A 17807-nucleotide genomic window follows, 5' to 3' on the forward strand; every position below is an offset into this window, starting at 1 on the left:
ATATGTCAGTATTTGTCTCGTTTATTATTATATATTGAAATTATATTGATGTGAAAATTTCAATATGCAGCTTGATTTCATAGTTTTCATTAATCAAAATTAGATATTCCGTTATAATTTTTCAATGAATTAACTTATTTTAATATTATATGATTTTTTATTCTATATTTGTTGCGATTAACTTTAAATTAATACAAGTATGAAGAAAATTTTATTTTCGTGTCTATTATTTCTGATAGCCACGGTGACCAATGCTCAGATTAATCTGGGTTCGGGAACAACACAGACGGGAATCGCTCCCATTGATGTTAACTACGGCTACAGCTACACCCAGCAGATTTTTACCAAGACAGAAATTGGTGCAGCATCTGCAGGAAATATCACCGCAGTTAAGTTTTTTCTTCCGGCTGCAGCGGATATTTCAAATTCGGTAGGATGGAAAGTTTATGTGGGACATACTACTTTATCTACATTTTCAGGAACCACAGCCTGGATTCCTGTCGCATCTCTGACGGAAGTATTTACCGGTAATGTAGCAAATGTTGGAGGGGAAGTGACAATTACCTTTAATGCTCCTTTTGCTTACAATAATACCGATAATCTTGTAGTTGCCGTCTTGGAGGATACTCCGGGTTATACTGCCTCATCGAACAGGTTTTATACTTATTCTGGTGTTACTAATTCTACTCTTTATTACAGAAGTGATACTACTGTTCCTAACCCGGCTTCTCCACCTACAGGAACCAGAAGCCCAACTAAATCCAGAACGGGATTAATTGGGCTCACTCCATTGCCTCCTGCATGTCCTTCATTGACAGCTCCAAGTGCTGGATCTACTACAGTGAGTTCTACTCCTACATTCACTTGGTCCGCAGCAGCAAATGCAGCCGGATATAGAGTGTCCCTTGGGACAACCCCTGGAGGTACAGATCTTATGAATAAAGTAGATGTTGGTGCAGTTACCTCGTATCAATATACAGCGGGATTAATGTATGGAACTCAGTATTATTTTACCGTGTATTCTTATAACGTATCGGGGGAATCTACAGGATGTACAGAACGTACCTTTACTATAACTACTACCGTTCCTTGTCCTACGGTTACGCTTCCTGTTGCAAATGCACAAAATATGAGTCTCACTCCTACATTTACATGGAATCCTGTGGCATCCGTAAGTGGATATCGCATTTCAATAGGAACCACATCTGGAGGTACTGATATTTTAAATTCAGAAGATGTGGGGAATGTTACCACCTATACTTACAATGGGTCTACTGTATTAACCAAAGGAACCATCTACTATTACACCATTTCAGCATACGGTGCTTCGGGAACTACTTCAGCTACCTGTTCTGCGAGAAATTTCACTACTGTATGTGATCCTGTTGTTACTGTGACTGAGAATTTTGATTCATATACAACGGGAGATTTAGTGCCTCAGTGTTGGTTCAGGTTGGTACCTCCTACATCTGCAGGAAACCAGACCATTACCACAACGACTCCTGCATCTGGAACTCGCAATATTTATCAGAATGCAGCTGCTACTGCTAATCCTGTTATTGTAGTACTGCCTTCTACTTCAAATGTGAACGCAGGTACTCATTGGTTAAGATTTAAAGCAAGAGTAAGTTCAGGGGCGCCGGGAATACTCCATGTCGGCTACGTAACGGATGTTAACGATTATAATTCATTTAATTTAATTCAATCCTTAACAATTAATAATACTTCATATACAGCTGCTGATTCCGAATATACAGTTGCAGTTCCTAATACAGTTCCGTCCGGAGCTAGAATTGCCATTAAAAATGATGCAGACGGTAAATCTTATTATTGGGATGATGTTTTCTGGGAACAAGCTCCGGCTTGTATAGATCCTTTTGGAACGAGTATTTCAGGTGTAACTTCGAATGCAGCTACCGTAAACTGGACTGCATCACCGAGTTCTCCTGCAAATGGATATTCTGTATATTATTCTACAGTGAACACTGCTCCTACAAGTACTACAGTTTTAGACGGTACCAACTCAGTTACTTCTATGGGTATCAGCGCTCCATTGTCTGGGCTTTCTTCCAATACAGTATATTATGTTTGGGTTAGAGCAAATTGCTCTGCAACGGAGTTCAGCGAATGGGTATCTGTAGGAAGTTTTACTACTGCATGTAACAGTACTAATGTTCCATATTCAGAGAACTTTGAAAGTGTGACTGTACCTGGTATGCCAGCTTGTACAATGTTAGAAAACGCTGGATCCGGTAATAACTGGAATACCTACGTAGGTTCAGGTGATTTTAATACTAAAGTGCTAAATTATGTGTATAATAGTACTAATCCCGCTAACGCCTGGTTCTTTACACAAGGTATCAATATGACTGCAGGTATTTCTTATCGTATTAAATATGATTATGGAAATGCAAGTAGTACAACATACCCAGAAAAATTAAAGATCGCTTATGGTACGGCCGCTTCTAGCACGGCAATGAATACTATATTGGCTGATCATCCAAATGTTGTAAACGGAACCACAGCTATAAATAATTTTGTTGACTTTGTTCCAGTTGCCACAGGAGTATATTATTTCGGATTTAATGCATATTCTGATGCTGATATGAACAGACTGTATGTTGATAATATCTATATCGATGTAACGCCCTCCTGCTCTGAACCCACTGCATTGGTATTAGATGGAAGCACAGTAGCATCGGTAAGTGTATCATGGACAGCGCCAAGTGTTGCTCCGGCTAATGGATATGAAATCTACTATAGTACCGTGAATACAGCCCCAGATGCCACTACCATTTTGGATGCTACAAATTCTGTAACATCTGCAACAGTATCTGCAACCATTAATGGTCTCACTAACGATACCGTATATTATATATGGGTAAGAGCTAAATGTGTGGCTTCCGATGTTAGTATTTGGACTGGACCAGTAGTGGCGTCAACAGGATATTGCCCAGTAAGTACAACAAATCAAAACACCTGGTTCACCAATTTTACTTCCACCGGTGCTGTAATTAACTTAAATTATAATTCTCCCACAGCAGCGGCGGGAACGAACGGTTATCAAAACCTTTCTGCTTCGCAGAAATTAGCTAATTATGCAGGTAGCACTACTCCAATTGCGTTTACTGTAGGAGGTGGGTCTACTTCAGGTGTAGCAGTGTGGATAGACTGGAATAATGATCTGCAGTTTGATGCATCAGAAAGAGTGTATAATACTACTTCTTATACAAATGGAACTTCAGGAAATATCACGGTACCTGCTGGTACACCTCTTGGCAATTACAGAATGAGAATGGTCGTTCATAATAGTTCCAGTAATCCATCCAATCCATGTCTTGTATTTACAAGAGGCGAATATCTTGACATGACTTTTGAGGTAACCGCAACACCTACATGCTTTGCGCCAACAGGCCTGACAGTAGCAAGTGTGACTCCTGTTACTGCAGATTTAACTTGGACTGTAGCAACTCCAGTACCTGGTGTTGGTTACGAAGTGTATTATAGTGCCTCAAACGTTGCACCTACTGCTTCTACAGTTTTGGATGCTACTAATTCTGTAACTTCTACGGGACTTTCTGCACAATTAACAGGATTAACACCAGCAACTACGTATTATGCATGGATTAGATCCGCATGTTCTGCTTCTGACAAGAGTGGTTGGTCATCTGTAGTGGCGCTGACCACAGCGTGTGATATTGTACAAACTTTTTCACAGAATTTTGATGGCGTTACAACACCTGCGCTTCCGAATTGTTGGAAAAAAGTTGGAACAACAGGTACTGTAGATACAAGAAGCGGAACTTTCGGTACGAGTCCTAATGTGATGTATATGTATTCCAGCAGTGCTTCCAATATAGCGATGGTAGCAATGCCGGCTGTTAGTAATCTGGATACGGGACTTTACAGTCTCAAATTCAAAGCAAGAGCGAATATTACTGCAGGCGGAGTGATCGAAGTAGGATACTTAAATAATCCTACCGATCAATCAACGTTTACTATTTTAGGGTCATTCATAGCAACAAGTACAACCATTGCAAATAATTTCATTATTGAAATTATAGGTGTACCTACTGGCGTGACAACTTTAGCATTCAGACATAATCCAACACCATCGAATAGTGTTCTTATTGACGATGTAGAGTATGCTCTTACTTCTTCTCTAGCAATTACTGAAACAAAAGTAACCACCAGCGAAGTGAAGGTATATCCAAATCCATTTACAGACGTGATCAACATCTCTGATGTAAAAGACCTGAAATCAGTATCCGTAATAGATGCTTCCGGAAGAATGGTGAAAACCATTGCTACTCCAGGTACTCAAATCCATTTAGGAGAACTAAAATCAGGATTGTATATACTGAAACTGGATTACAGAAACGGTTCTGTAAAAACGGTGAAAGTGGTTAAAAAATAACCTACAATACTTTTAGTAATGGAAGGCTGCCTTAGGGTAGCCTTCTTTTTTTGAAAGAATATCTGTCTATTGAATAATAACACAAAAAAAAACCTCCCAAACTAAATTCGGAAGGTTTATTTCGTATTGAAGTACGTTGGTATTATTGCAGCGAACTAATAATCCCATTCAGTGTATTGCTGGGTCGCATCGCAGTATTTAACTTGGAAGAATCCGGATGGTAATAACCGCCGATTTCCTGTGCTTTTCCTTGTGCGCCGATCAGTTCTTCATTGATCTGAGCTTCGCGCGCTCTCATAGCTTCGGCCACAGGCTTGAATTTTTCAGCCAGATCATGGTTCTGTGTTTGCTGGGATAAAGCTTCAGCCCAATACATTGCTAGATAAAAATGAGAACCTCTATTATCGATACCTCCTAATTTTCTGGAAGGAGATTTATCTTCCTTCAGAAATTCTGCGTTGGCTGCATCCAGAGCTTGTGCCAAAATCATGGCTTTCTCATTATCCTGTGTCTGAGCTAGATGTTCCAAAGAGGCCTGCAATGCCAAAAACTCACCAAGAGAATCCCACCGCAGATAGCCTTCTTCTATAAATTGTTCGATATGCTTTGGAGCAGAACCGCCAGCACCGGTTTCAAAAAGCCCGCCTCCGTTCATTAAAGGAACGATAGAAAGCATTTTAGCGGAAGTGCCCAGTTCCAGAATCGGAAACATATCGGTAAGGTAATCTCTCAGAACATTTCCCGATACAGAAATGGTATCCTGTCCTTCTCGTCCTCTTCTCAATGTTTCTTTTACGGCATCTTTCACATCCATAATACGGATATCCGCTCCGGCAAGATCGTGGTTTTTCAGATATTTCTCAACTTTTATAATCAGTTGTGCATCATGAGCTCTTTCTTTGTCCAGCCAGAAAATAGCAGGAGTATTGGAGAGTTTCGCTCTGTTCACAGCCAGTTTCACCCAGTCTTGAATGGGAGCATCTTTTGTTTGGCACATTCTGAAAATATCTCCTTTTTCACCTTTCTGTTGCAGAAGGGTTTCGCCATTTTCATTTTCTACTTTTACAGTCCCGTCGGCGGGTAACTGAAAAGTTTTGTCGTGTGAACCATATTCCTCTGCTTTCTGAGCCATAAGACCCACATTCGGAACTGAGCCGAAAGTTTGCGGATCAATAGCGCCGTTCTGCTTCATATCTGCTACAATAGCCGAATAAAATCCAGCGTAAGTTCTATCTGGAATGATGCATAATGTGTCTTCCTCTTTCCCGTCTTTGTTCCACATTTTGCCGCCGCCACGAACCAGTGCCGCCATAGAAGCGTCCACAATAATATCTGAAGAAACATGAAAATTGGTAATTCCCTGGTCAGAATTCACCATGGCAATCCGCGGTCCTTGCTCAATTGCTTTTTCAATATCTGCTTTTATTTCATTTTCCTGTGGGTGTCCGGAAATCTTTTCGTACAAAGTAGCCAGTCCAAAATTTGGATTAATGTCTAATTTGCGGAACGTTTCCTGATACTTTTCAAACACTTCTTTAAAATAAGTTTCTACAATAACACCGAAAATGACGGGATCAGAGATCTTCATCATGGTCGCTTTCAGGTGTGCAGAAAGCAATATATCGTTTTTCTTGGCCTTTTCAATCGCTTCCTGAACAGAAGTGCGAAGTGATCGAAGACTCATTAAAGAACTGTCGATAATTTCTCCGGCTTTCAGTGGAGCAAAGTCTTTCAATACAGTTGACTTTCCATCATTTCCATAAAATACAATCCGAAACCTCCCGTCATGATCCACAGTAACCGAGTTTTCGGTGTCATAAAAATCCCCGGATTCCATATGCGCTACTTCTGTTTTGCTGTCTGCTTTCCATTCGCCCATGCGGTGCGGATTGGCTTTAGCATAATCTTTTACCGATTTGGGAGCGCGACGGTCGCTGTTCCCTTCCCGTAATACCGGATTCACAGCGGAACCCAGAACTTTGCTGTATTTTTTTTGTGTGGCATTTTCCTCTTCATTTTTGGGTTCCGAAGGATAGTTCGGAACGGCATAACCTTGTTGCTGAAGTTCAGCGATCGCCTCTTCCAGCTGGGGTACTGATGCGGAAATATTAGGCAGCTTAATAATATTGGCTTCCGGTTGTTTGGCCAGCTCGCCCAAGGCAGTAAGGTCATCTGGAATTCTCTGTTCTTCCGTTAAATTTTCAGGGAAAACCGCAAGAATTCTACCAGCTAAGGAGATATCCGGAACCGCAATTTCAATACCGGCAGGTTGGGTAAAAGCTTTTACAATTGGTAAAAAAGAATGGGTGGCAAGCATAGGTGCCTCATCCGTAAGCGTGTAATAAATTTTTGCCTGTGACATGTATATTTTTTTTACATTTTTAAGAATCACAAATTTACTGTTTTAATTTCTATTCCTGAAGAAGAGGAACCGCAATTCTCTTGCACAGAAATGAGAAAAAAAATGATTTATAGTTTATCTGAATAGTTTTACATAATTGAATCAAAACTATGGAATAACATTTTTTCAGCCTTATTTTTGTTTTCCGAATCGAACAATTTTAATATTAAAAAAATTATTATGGCAAAGAAAAGTACCGCAGCAGGCAAAATAAAACCAAAGGCTGACGCTGCAGAAGAACTGAAAGATTTCATGATTGATGGCATGAAAGACATGTATTGGGCTGAAAAAGCCTTAGTGAAATCACTTCCAAAGATGAAAAAGAATGCGACTTCAGAAAATTTGAAAGCAGCAATAGATGATCATCTGGAAGAAACAAAAACACAGGTCACCCGTTTGGAAGATGCTTTTAAAGCGTTGAAACTAAAACCAGAAGCAGAAAAATGTGATGCAATGGATGGTCTCATCAAGGAAGCAGAAAGTATCATGGAAGAAACCCAACCGGGATCGGTACGTGATGCTGCGATTATCGCTGCTGCACAAAAAGTGGAGCATTACGAAATCGCTTCTTATGGAACGTTGGCTACTTATGCTAAGCTTCTCAAAGAAAAAGAAGTCCTCAACTTGATGTTGGAAACTCTCGACGAAGAGAAAACCTGCGACAAGGATCTGACGAAATTAGCCAAAAAGGAAATCAACCTTAAGGCAAAATAAACGTGGCCAAAAGGCCATTTTTTATGAATAAAATTAATTTTAAAAAAATGAAAAATCTAAATAATAAAAGAATTGCAGTACTCGCCGCCGACGGTTATGAACAGTCTGAACTTGTGGAACCCATTAACGCATTAAAAGAAAATGGTGCTCAGGTAGAAATTATTTCCCTGAAATCCGGTGAAATCCGTGGAATGGTAGATCATGAATGGGCAGAAAGCATTGCGGTGGACAAAACCGTGAAAGAAGCAAATCATTCGGAATATGACGCTTTATTGCTTCCCGGAGGTGTGCTGAATCCTGATGCTGTGCGTTCTGATGAAGCAGCCGTAGCTTGGGTAAAGAAATTTTTTGAAGCAGAAAAACCTGTGGCCGCCATTTGTCACGGTCCGCAAACTTTAATTGATGCTGAGGTAGTGAAAGGTAGAAAAATGACTTCCTATAAAGCCATTCATAAAGATCTTAAAAATGCAGGTGCCAATTGGGTTGATGAAGAAGTTGTCACAGACGAAAATCTTACCACCAGCCGTTCTCCTGAGGATATTCCAGCATTTAATGAAAGAATAATAAAGGAATTCTCCAAGTAATTTCTTTTCAAATAAGATAATCAGAACCAATTCGTCGCACATTTAAGAACCAACAAATTTATTGCTCACAAAAGAGTTTTTAGTACATTTGAGTAAAGAAAAATGACTATGGATAAACTTTTTAAAGAGACAACGGTTCTGCGCGCACTGGTTCTGTTTTCTATATTTCTTGTCTTAGTCATCGCTTTTCAACTTAGTTATTTTGTAACGGGATTTCTTGGCGCAGTAACTTTATATGTTGTCACCAGAAACTTCTATCACCGATTGGTAGAAAGGAATCGATGGAACAAAAATCTGGCTACAATTCTCATTATTTTGTCCATTATCGTATGTTTCGGAATACCAATATGGATTGTTTTGGAAATTTTGATTCCTCAGATTAATGACGCTTTGAAAGATCCGCAAAAAATCATCGAACGTTTTCAGCCTATCGTCCGTTATCTTCAGAATCATGAATTCATACAGCGTTTTGATATAGAGTTTACTTCTCACGATTTACTGAATGTGGTGAACAGGATTATCAGTTATATTCCGTCTACGCTCAATTGGGTCGGACAGTTTTTCGCGAATATTCTGGTCGCGCTTTTTATTCTCTATTTTATGTTGATGGGAAGCCGCAGCATGGAGCGCAGCCTGAAGGAAATGCTTCCTTTTTCAGAAAAATCAAAACGGTATTTCATCAAAGAAAATCTGGATCTCATCCGTTCCAATGCGTATGGAGTTCCAATAATGGCCGTCAGTCAGGGCATTATTGCGATTATCGGCTATTCAATTTTCGGTGTGGAGCAAGCTGTCTTTTGGGGATTGATGACAGGTTTGGCTTCCATAGTTCCTGTTGTCGGAACGATGGTCGTTTGGGTTCCGCTCTGCATTTACCAGATGGCGACGGGCGATGTCAATTCCGGATTGTTGTTGTCGTTGTACTGCCTTATTTTCGTTGGAGGAATTGATAATGTGCTGCGTTTTACTTTATTAAAAAAAATGGCAGACATTCATCCGCTGATCACAGTGTTTGGCGTTATTCTCGGGTTGCAGCTTTTTGGAGCTATGGGTTTGGTTTTCGGGCCGCTGCTGCTGTCACTTCCCCGAATTTTATATGCTGTTTATAAAATAGAAAAACGACAGTACCTTCCACTAACTACTGAAGAAACAGAGGAAGCATTTCTTGTTACCGATGAAAATATTACTGAAAATGTGGAAAAGTGATTTTGCTTCGTTATAACAATTCTCTCAAGATTTATCTTGAAACTACGCTAAAATCTAAAAGTTTATTTTAAAAAATCAATCTCGTTGGTAAAGTTAGAAAACTACACTCAATCTGACTCTAGCTTCGTGACTTCAATTTTGTCAATTCGGACACCTTCTACATGTAAAATTTTAAACAAAAGCCCTTTCCATTCCATCGTTTCTCCCGCAGCCGGAAAATGCTGAAGTTCATTAATGATGAATCCCGCTACAGTGTGATAATCGCCGGCTTCGTATTCCTCTTCCATGTCCAATTGATGAAGAAATTTGTAAAAAGGATATGACCCGTCCATTTCATAACGTCCTTTTTCATATTCTGTCATGTTAGCTTCCTCATGTTGATCTTCTATTGCATTTCCGATCAGGGCATCCAGAAGATCGTCCATCGTTACCATGCCTTCAAAAGTTCCGTATTCGTTCACCACAAAAGCGTAGTGCATTCGTTCTTCTTTTATTTTTTCCAGAACTTTATAGGCGGGCGTATTTTCGTAGACAGTGATGGGTTGTCTGAGGTAATTCTGCAGGTCAAAAGCAACTTCCGAACCGGCTACGGGGAAAATTTCCTTCAGCAAAACCAATCCCAGAAGATTGTCAAGATTTTTATGAACCACTGGATATACGGAATGTGGCGATTCCTGAACTTTACTTTTTATGGTAAAACCATCATCCTGAATATCAAAATAGATAAGATCCTGGCGATGCGTCATCAATTCTCTTACTTTACGGTCGCCCAGGGCAAAAACGCGCTGTACAATCTGTTGTTCTATTTCCTGAACATCACCTCCATCTGCACTTTCTTTCACCATCGCTTTTATTTCTTCTTCGCTGACGATGTTTTCATTTCCGCCTTTAATTCCAAAAATACCCAAAATCAGATTATTGGTAGTTGTTAAAAGCCAAATAAAAGGCCTTGTAATCACTGAGACCAAAGTCATCGGCTGCGCCATCAAAATGGCGATTTTCTCCGGAAACATCAGCCCGATTCTTTTCGGAATCAATTCTCCTAAAACAATAGAAAAAAAAGTGAGGATAATAAGCACAACAGTTACCGACAAAGTATCGGCGTAAGGCATCAGTAAAGGAATATTGCTGAAAAATGTTTTGACGTCTACTGTAATTTTTTCGCCACTGTAAATTCCGGTAAGAATTCCGATAAGGGTAATTCCGATTTGAACGGTGGAAAGAAAAATATTCGGGTTTTCTGAAAGATTCAGGGCTTTTTGTGCATGGGAATTCCCTTTGCGGGCCGCACTTTCTAGCTTAAATTTTTTCGCAGAAACCAGTGCGATTTCACTCATGGAGAAAATTCCGTTCAATAAAATAAGAGTAAAAATAATAAAGATCTCCATTGATATTCAGTTGATTATTGTTTTCTACACCCTTTCCAGTTCATCTGCATTTATGGTAGTTTTGAATGTGCCGTAGTTTACTACCACTTTAGTTTTGGTGATTTTTTCAATCGTTCCAACACTGGTAGATCCGGTGATACGAACGCGCTGTCCGGTTTTCAGCCAAATTGCCCGTTCATCTTTGCGCTGCTGATCCATTTTCTCGTTGGTTTCCGCAATTTTTTCTATTACATCTACTTTTTTCAATTGTTGGGTAATTTTCCGTTTGATAACCTGCAGTTTTTTGTTCTCATCTTTATCACTTCCCAAACGCCTGAATTTTTCCTGCTCCAGAATTTTAACAAAATCTTTCACCACATCTTTCCGGGATTTTCCTTTGATATACGAATCTATAAAAGTTTCAATTTTGTTCCCGAACTGAAGTTTGCGGTGTTCCTCTTCATACAGTTTTTGAAAATTATAAAGCTTCTGCTGCAACTGCTCATTGAGCTTCTGGAGATTTCCTCGCTTATCTTCTACAGATTCCTTCTGCTCGGTAAGATTCGTCTTTAATTTTTCAACTTCAAATTTTTCCTGTTGCAGTTTTACGATGGTTTTATCTAGGTTCACCACATCTTTTTCCACTTTTTCTCTTGCTTTTTTAATGATAAATCGCGGAATTTTATTTTTCTCAGCCACTTCAAAAGTGAACGAACTTCCGGCCTGTCCAACTTCCAGTTTGTACAAAGGTTCCAGGGAATGTTCATCAAAAAGCATGGCTGCATTTTCCGCATTCGGAAGCTGCTCCACGACCAGTTTGATATTCGTGTAATGCGTGGTGATAATGGCAAAACTCTTCTTGTCGTAAAAATATTCCAGAAAACTTTCAGCCAATGCGCCGCCGAGTTCAGGGTCTGATCCAGTGCCAAATTCATCGATCAATAACAGTGTTTTATGATCGGCTTCCCGAATGATGCCCGACATTTTTTTGAGCCGGGAAGAGTAGGTGGATAGATGGTTTTCAATCGATTGATTGTCTCCGATATCGGTCATGATTTTGTCGAAAAAAAACATTTCCGATTTCGGATGTACCGGTACCAGAATCCCGCTCTGAATCATCAGTTGAAGCAATCCTACCGTTTTCAAGGTGATGGATTTTCCACCGGCATTGGGCCCGGAAATACAAATAATGCGGTTATGCTCTGTAAGCGTGAGCGATTGTGGATAAATTTTCTTTTTTTCAACACTGTTTCTCAGCCAAAGCAACGGATGAAAAGCATCCCTCAGCCGAAGCGTAGGATGGCTGTTGATCTTAGGAAGGACCGCATTTATTTTTTCTGCGAATTTTGCTTTGGCTCTTATCAGATCCAAATCGAAAATATATTTTTGGTATGATTCCAGCCATGGTTGATATTCAGCAATTTCAGCAGTAAGCTTGCGCAGAATCCGGTCGGTCTCCTTTTTTTCTTCTTCCTCATTTTCGCGGAGTTTGAAGTAATGTTTCAGGACAGATTCGGGCTGAATATACGTGATAGAACCGGTTTTGGAAATACCCAACACTCTTCCCGGTACCCGTTTTTTAAATCCGGATTTCACAGCCAGCACACGTTGGTCTTCCAGGATGGTTTCGCGAATTTCATCTAATAAATCGTTTTGAGAATAGGTGGCTAATGCCCTGTTAAAATTCTCCTGAATGGCTTTTTTAGCATGTTGAATTTCGGTTCTCAGGACTTTAAGATCCGGCGATGCTTCGCTTTTTACCTCTCCAAAACGGTTGAAAACTTTGTCAATTTTTTCAATAATAGCTTTGTGAAATTCTAAAGCCTGAACTTCTTTCAAAAGCAAAGGAAAAGTTTCGGAAAAAGTGGGAAAGAATTTCTGTAATTTCCCGATTTGCTCTGTAATATTTTTGATTTTCAGAAACGCCTTGTTTTCCAGATGGAAATTCTCAATAATCATGAGTCTCAGTTCCTGTTCAATATCTTCATATTCATGAAAAGGAATGGCATTGGAACTTTCAAAACTGGTAAGAAACTCCGAGGTCTTTTTTAAAGAAATTTCAGCTTCGTCCCTGCTCATGGGAAGCAGGCTCATGATTTTATCTTCTGTTTTCGGGGAGTACGCGAACGGAGCAATCTCCGAAAGGAGTTCCGGGAATTCGAGTTCTTCTAAATCTTCTTTCTGGATGTGCACACTGCAAAAATAGTGAGTTTTCTTTTCTCTTGCAGGCATCATGCAAATATTGTACATTTTTTATTTATTTTTGAAACCCATTTTGATACTTTATTATGACTTGGGAAGATATTTTAGAGCCGATAAAAAGCAGTATTTATTTCAAAAATTTGTGGGAAAAAGTCAATCAGGAATATGCCGAATCGAAGGTTTTTCCGCCCAAAAATCAAATATTTCGCGCATTGGAACTTACACCTTTTGAAGAGATCAAAGTTGTAATTCTTGGCCAAGATCCTTACCATAATGATGATCAGGCGAATGGCTTGTGTTTCTCTGTTTCCGAAAAAGTGAAGGCACCACCTTCGCTCAGAAATATTTTTGCTGAACTGAAAACCGATATGGGTACAGAGAGAACTTCCAAAGAGCTGGATGACTGGGCAACACAGGGCGTACTCCTTTTGAACGCGACGCTTACAGTGCGGGCGCATTCGCCCAATTCTCACAAGGATCTGGGTTGGGAGCAATTCACGGATTTTATTATCAAAGAGATTTCCGATAAAAAAGAAAATGTTGTTTTTTTGTTGTGGGGTGCTTTTGCTCAAAAAAAATCAGAATTGATCGATACACAAAAGCATTGCATTATCAAAGCGGCGCATCCTTCACCTTTCTCTGCTTACCGTGGCTTTTTCGGAAGCCGGCCTTTTTCCAGAATTAATGAATATCTGGTTTCAAAGAGTAAGATTCCTGTTGTCTGGTAAAAATCAAAACAAAAGATCCAAAACCACCGCCAACAGCATAGCCACGCCTACTAAAAAATTAAAACCTGTTCCCAAAACAAATCCGATAAAAGCGCCTTTTACAGAATTGAAAGCCTTCTTGCTGTCGCTAACATCGTGAAGCAGTTCGCCGATGAATACGCCCAGAAACATTCCGATCAGAAATCCAAAAGGAACGGGAATCAGGAACATTCCCGCAAAAGTTCCGACAATCGAACCGATGCTGCCCCATTTGGTGCCGCCATATTTTCGGTTGGTTTTTGCCGGAATAATATAATTCAGAAACACAGAAAGAAGGGTTAAAGCTGAAAAAATCCAGACATACACCATTGAAAGTTCAGAATCTGTTCCGAATTTGTAAATTAAAAGTCCGCAAAGACTCAGTAAAAGTCCGGGCAATACGGGAACTATGGTTCCTACAATTCCTAGAATAAGCAAAATGATACAAACCAAAATAATCAATCCTTCCTGCATAAAGTTATAACTAAAAAATAAAAAAAGCAGCAATTTTGTTGCCGCTTTTCTGTGAAATTACTTTTTGTTTTAAAGATTTAAAATAACATATTGTAAAATCGGTCCGGTGTTGCCGATGTTTCCACTTGCATGGTTATGAAAAGTAGTGTAATAAATATTTCCGCTGTTGGTGGATGTTGCACAGGGTCCTACCGTATCGCCGTGTCCCAAATGTGCCTGAAGGTCGCTTTGGCTGATGGTGATCGTAGCGGAAGTGCCGTTATCATCATGACAGATGGTTACAAATCCGCTGTTGGCAGAATTTCCCACAGCCATTTGTGGAGCCGTAGGTTGCTGAAATTTATTGGTTCTGATCATCAGAGGTTCGCTGCTGTGGCTTACCAAAACATCCCAGAACGTGGCATCATAATTAATAATTCTTTGCCATGATCCCAAATCATACTGGATATCCAGAGAGGTGAATCCCAAAGCACCGGCAAGGCCTGCGTTGGCCACAGTACAATTTGTGAAAGTGGTGGAAGGACCTGTGTTGGTGGAGCACAGTAAGGCATCCGGAATAAATCCGCCTGCGGTATTACATGCGTTGGTATTGGAATTTCCTCCCAAGAGATAGGCAACATCCCAGTCTGACGCATACAAGCTTCCTCCATTGGTAACAAAAGTAGCAAGATTATCATAAATCATTGTATCATTATTCGGAGTTGCCGTTCCTGAATTCCCCTGTGTTCTGGAACCGCAGTTCAGGAAAATCACATCGTATGCGGCAATGGTACTCATGTTTTTTAAATCGTCGTACGAAATCTGAGAAACCGTATAACCAAGTCCAATGACAATATCCTCTATTTCATCGTAAGATCCTTTTACATAAGCCATATTGGCAATTTGATTGAGTTTGGAAACACTAGCCGGAAGGGTATGAGTTTCGTTATTCACTACGACCAGAGGAATTTCTGTCCGAAAGTTAGATCCGTCGCCGGTTTGGATATGAATAATTCGGTTTCCGGCAGGAGCTTCCAGATGAAACTTTCCGTCGGCTCCAGAAGTTGTCATATGAATTTTGTGATTGTCATCAAAAGTGAAAATAATTGCGCCGCCAATGGTTTTCACTCCGTTTTCCGCATACACCGTTCCGTTAACGACTCCTTTTTTGAAAGCCACAGGTTTGGGTGTAGTGAAGGGTGCCGGTTCGTCTTCTGTCATCTTACAGCCTGTAAGGCTGAAGAGAATAAACATTAAAAATAGATAGCTGAGTTTTCTCATAATAATTTGGATTTGATTTGTTAATGTACGAACAAATGTAATAAATAATTGATAATCAAGGCAAGAAATTATAATTTATTTGAATATTTACATTGTGTTTTATTACAACAGGTGCAATAAACGAAATACCGTCTTTATGGAAACGATCTCTAAAAGCAGAGTTACAGACTAAATACAAAGTTTTGTTCAGCATTCAAAGGAGATTTCTTATTTTTGCTTTTTATGAAAGACGAATTCAAAGAAACGAAAGGCTTTTTCGAAGCATTAAGCGAACAGATCCATTATTTTATGAAAGATAATGTACCTGATCCATTAGTACTAACTTCTCAGATAGCGGCCAAATTGCTGTTTTTTGTGTTGATTGTAATCATTGCCGATTTTGTTTTTAAAAGTCTTTTCAAATTGATTCATTCTGCGTTTTATTGGAAATTCAAAAAGACACCTCTTATACAGGCAATGTATGAAAGCAAAGTGTTGAACTCTGTAGCCAATTTTATTGCATTGGGTTTTGCTCAACAATTGATTAAACCCGTAATGGGAAGGCATCCCAATAGTCATGATTTGCTGCAACTCATTTGTGCGGTTCTCATGATCATCGCCGGATATGTGCTTTACAAAAGATTTTTGAAATCTATCGAGAGATTTTATGTTCTGAAAAACGATTTCTACCGGATCACGGCTATTCGGGCCATCACATCTACGCTCAACATTATCGGCGGAATTCTCTTTTCTTTTCTAGCAATTTCCATTATTTTCGGTGTCAGCACATCGACGATTTGGGGAAGTCTTACTGCCATGACGGCTGTGATTATCCTCATTTTCAGAGATACCATTTTAGGATTTGTTACCGGAATTCATGTCTCGCTTTCCCGAAATCTGAAAGTGGGCGACTGGATCGGAATTCCAAAATACAACATAGAAGGAACTATTGCAGATATTAATTTGCTGACCACGAAAATTCACAATTTCGACAAAACCATTTCTACCGTTCCTACCTACGACCTGCTTTCTACCGAAATCAAAAATATGCAGGTAATGGCAGAAGGCAACAGAAGAAGAATTAAAAAATCGATTGTTTTCAATATTAATTCCTTTAAGTTTATTGATGAAGAACTGTTGGAAGAATTGAAAAAAGTCAATCTCATTTCTGATTATCTGGAACAGAAATCTTCGGAAATATTTTCGGAGCGTTCCACAATGAGAAATGCAGAATTCCTTATCAACGGCAGGCAGCTCACCAACATTGGTGTTTTCCGAAAATATGCACTCAATTTTTTAAAACAGAATAAATCCATCGATCAGGATGAAGTAGTGTTGGTTCGCCAACTGGAAATTACCTCGCAGGGCATGCCTCTGGAAGTGTATTGTTTTGCCACTCAGGCTGCTTTGCAGGATTATGAGGAAATACAGGCCGATATTTTTGATCATCTTCTGGCTTCTGCGAAAATTTTCGATCTCGAAATCATGCAGGTTAAAATTTAACATCTACGGAAAATATTATGACGAAACTCAGCGTAAATATCAATAAAATTGCGACAATCCGAAATGCGCGCGGCGGCAATTTGCCCAGTGTTACCGAAGCTGCAGTGAAAATTCAGGAATTTGGCGCGCACGGAATCACCATACATCCAAGGCCGGACGAAAGACACATTACCCGAAAAGATGTTTACGATCTTAAACCTTTGGTATACACCGAATTTAATATTGAAGGAAATCCGCATCGCCCGTTTATTGATATGGTTCTGGAGGTAAAACCAGAACAGGTGACTTTGGTTCCGGATGCTGAAAATGCCATTACTTCCAATGCAGGCTGGGATTGTGAAAAAAATCTGGATTTCCTGAAATCCGTTATTGCTGAATTTAAAAATGCCGGAATTCGTACTTCCATTTTCCTGGATCCAAATCCTGAAATGGTAAAGTTTGCAGCCGAAACGGGAACGGATCGTATCGAACTATACACAGAAGCGTACGCCAAAAATTACGCTGCTGATAAAGAAAAAGCGATTTTACCTTATATCAAGACAGCAGAAGAAGCTTCGAAATACAACCTCGGAATCAACGCAGGACACGATTTGTCGCTAGAAAACCTGAAATATTTCGCAGAGAATATCCCTAATTTACTGGAAGTTTCCATCGGTCACGCCCTCATCAGCGAAGCATTATACATGGGAATGGAAAACACCGTGCAGGCTTATTTGAAAAGATTGATGGTGTGGTAATTTTTGTAACTTTGAAATATGATATCTAAAATCACAGTTTGGGATTTTTTCAAAAAATCTCTTTTTGGTTGTCGGTAGATATTGATTTGTTTGGCGAAAAGAATATTCTTGAAGAACACTTTTATGCGGAACTTCAAAAATTTAGTGAAGTAATCATTAAATGTTTACCAACTTTGATTGGGAAAGATGTACCAACGAATATCAAAGATTAAAAATT

General features: G+C 39.6%; 13 protein-coding genes. 8 read left to right on the plus strand and 5 right to left on the minus strand.

Annotated features, from left to right (window positions below; translation table 11 throughout):
- Positions 1-199 precede the first annotated feature (199 nt).
- Positions 200-4417 carry a fibronectin type III domain-containing protein gene (locus DQ356_RS06040; protein WP_114303583.1) on the plus strand — a complete coding sequence of 1406 codons (4218 nt, stop codon included), beginning with the start codon at positions 200-202 and terminating at the stop codon, positions 4415-4417.
- 142 nt (positions 4418-4559) lie between these two features.
- Here DQ356_RS06040 and DQ356_RS06045 read toward each other — a convergent pair whose 3' ends face one another.
- Positions 4560-6779 (minus strand): NADP-dependent isocitrate dehydrogenase, encoded by a 2220-nt coding sequence (locus tag DQ356_RS06045; RefSeq protein WP_114303584.1) that lies wholly within the window; start codon positions 6777-6779, stop codon positions 4560-4562.
- 219 nt (positions 6780-6998) lie between these two features.
- On the opposite strand from DQ356_RS06045, the gene DQ356_RS06050 reads away from it, so the two are divergent.
- The 3 genes from DQ356_RS06050 to DQ356_RS06060 all read left to right on the plus strand — a co-directional run bounded on the left by DQ356_RS06050 (position 6999) and on the right by DQ356_RS06060 (position 9322).
- A complete protein-coding gene (locus DQ356_RS06050; protein ID WP_114303781.1) occupies positions 6999-7532 on the plus strand; it encodes a YciE/YciF ferroxidase family protein in 534 nt (177 codons plus the stop codon).
- A gap of 47 nt (positions 7533-7579) precedes the next feature.
- Positions 7580-8116: a type 1 glutamine amidotransferase domain-containing protein gene (locus tag DQ356_RS06055; protein ID WP_114303782.1), complete on the plus strand. Its 537-nt coding sequence runs from the start codon at positions 7580-7582 to the stop codon at positions 8114-8116.
- Between the two features lie 108 nt (positions 8117-8224).
- Positions 8225-9322, plus strand: coding sequence for an AI-2E family transporter (locus DQ356_RS06060; RefSeq protein WP_114303585.1), 1098 nt, complete (start codon positions 8225-8227; stop codon positions 9320-9322).
- 107 nt (positions 9323-9429) lie between these two features.
- Here DQ356_RS06060 and DQ356_RS06065 read toward each other — a convergent pair whose 3' ends face one another.
- Complete coding sequence (locus DQ356_RS06065) at positions 9430-10710, minus strand: hemolysin family protein (protein ID WP_114303586.1); 1281 nt, start codon at positions 10708-10710, stop codon at positions 9430-9432.
- A gap of 24 nt (positions 10711-10734) precedes the next feature.
- On the minus strand, positions 10735-12882 hold the full coding sequence (locus DQ356_RS06070; RefSeq protein WP_114303783.1) for an endonuclease MutS2: 2148 nt from the start codon (positions 12880-12882) through the stop codon (positions 10735-10737).
- A 95-nt stretch (positions 12883-12977) separates the two neighbouring features.
- On the opposite strand from DQ356_RS06070, the gene DQ356_RS06075 reads away from it, so the two are divergent.
- Positions 12978-13619: a uracil-DNA glycosylase gene (locus DQ356_RS06075; RefSeq protein WP_114303587.1), complete on the plus strand. Its 642-nt coding sequence runs from the start codon at positions 12978-12980 to the stop codon at positions 13617-13619.
- Between the two features lie 3 nt (positions 13620-13622).
- Here the strand turns inward: DQ356_RS06075 and DQ356_RS06080 are convergent, their stop codons facing one another.
- Positions 13623-14111, minus strand: a complete 489-nt coding sequence (locus DQ356_RS06080) for a DUF456 domain-containing protein (protein WP_114303588.1) — start codon at positions 14109-14111, stop codon at positions 13623-13625.
- Positions 14112-14180: 69 nt separating this feature from the next.
- A complete protein-coding gene (locus DQ356_RS06085; protein WP_126723239.1) occupies positions 14181-15371 on the minus strand; it encodes a lacto-N-biose phosphorylase central domain-containing protein in 1191 nt (396 codons plus the stop codon).
- Positions 15372-15593: 222 nt separating this feature from the next.
- Here DQ356_RS06085 and DQ356_RS06090 point away from each other — a divergent pair, with 222 nt between their 5' ends.
- The 3 genes from DQ356_RS06090 to DQ356_RS11215 are packed head-to-tail and all read left to right on the plus strand — an operon-like array spanning position 15594 to position 17802.
- Positions 15594-16853: a mechanosensitive ion channel family protein gene (locus DQ356_RS06090; protein ID WP_114303590.1), complete on the plus strand. Its 1260-nt coding sequence runs from the start codon at positions 15594-15596 to the stop codon at positions 16851-16853.
- A 17-nt stretch (positions 16854-16870) separates the two neighbouring features.
- A complete protein-coding gene (locus tag DQ356_RS06095) occupies positions 16871-17590 on the plus strand; it encodes a pyridoxine 5'-phosphate synthase (protein ID WP_114303591.1) in 720 nt (239 codons plus the stop codon).
- 38 nt (positions 17591-17628) lie between these two features.
- Positions 17629-17802 carry a hypothetical protein gene (locus DQ356_RS11215; RefSeq protein ID WP_166413067.1) on the plus strand — a complete coding sequence of 58 codons (174 nt, stop codon included), beginning with the start codon at positions 17629-17631 and terminating at the stop codon, positions 17800-17802.
- Positions 17803-17807: the final 5 nt, after the last annotated feature.

This window comes from Chryseobacterium lacus, assembly GCF_003336205.1.
Taxonomy (GTDB): Bacteria; Bacteroidota; Bacteroidia; order Flavobacteriales; family Weeksellaceae; genus Chryseobacterium_A; species Chryseobacterium_A lacus.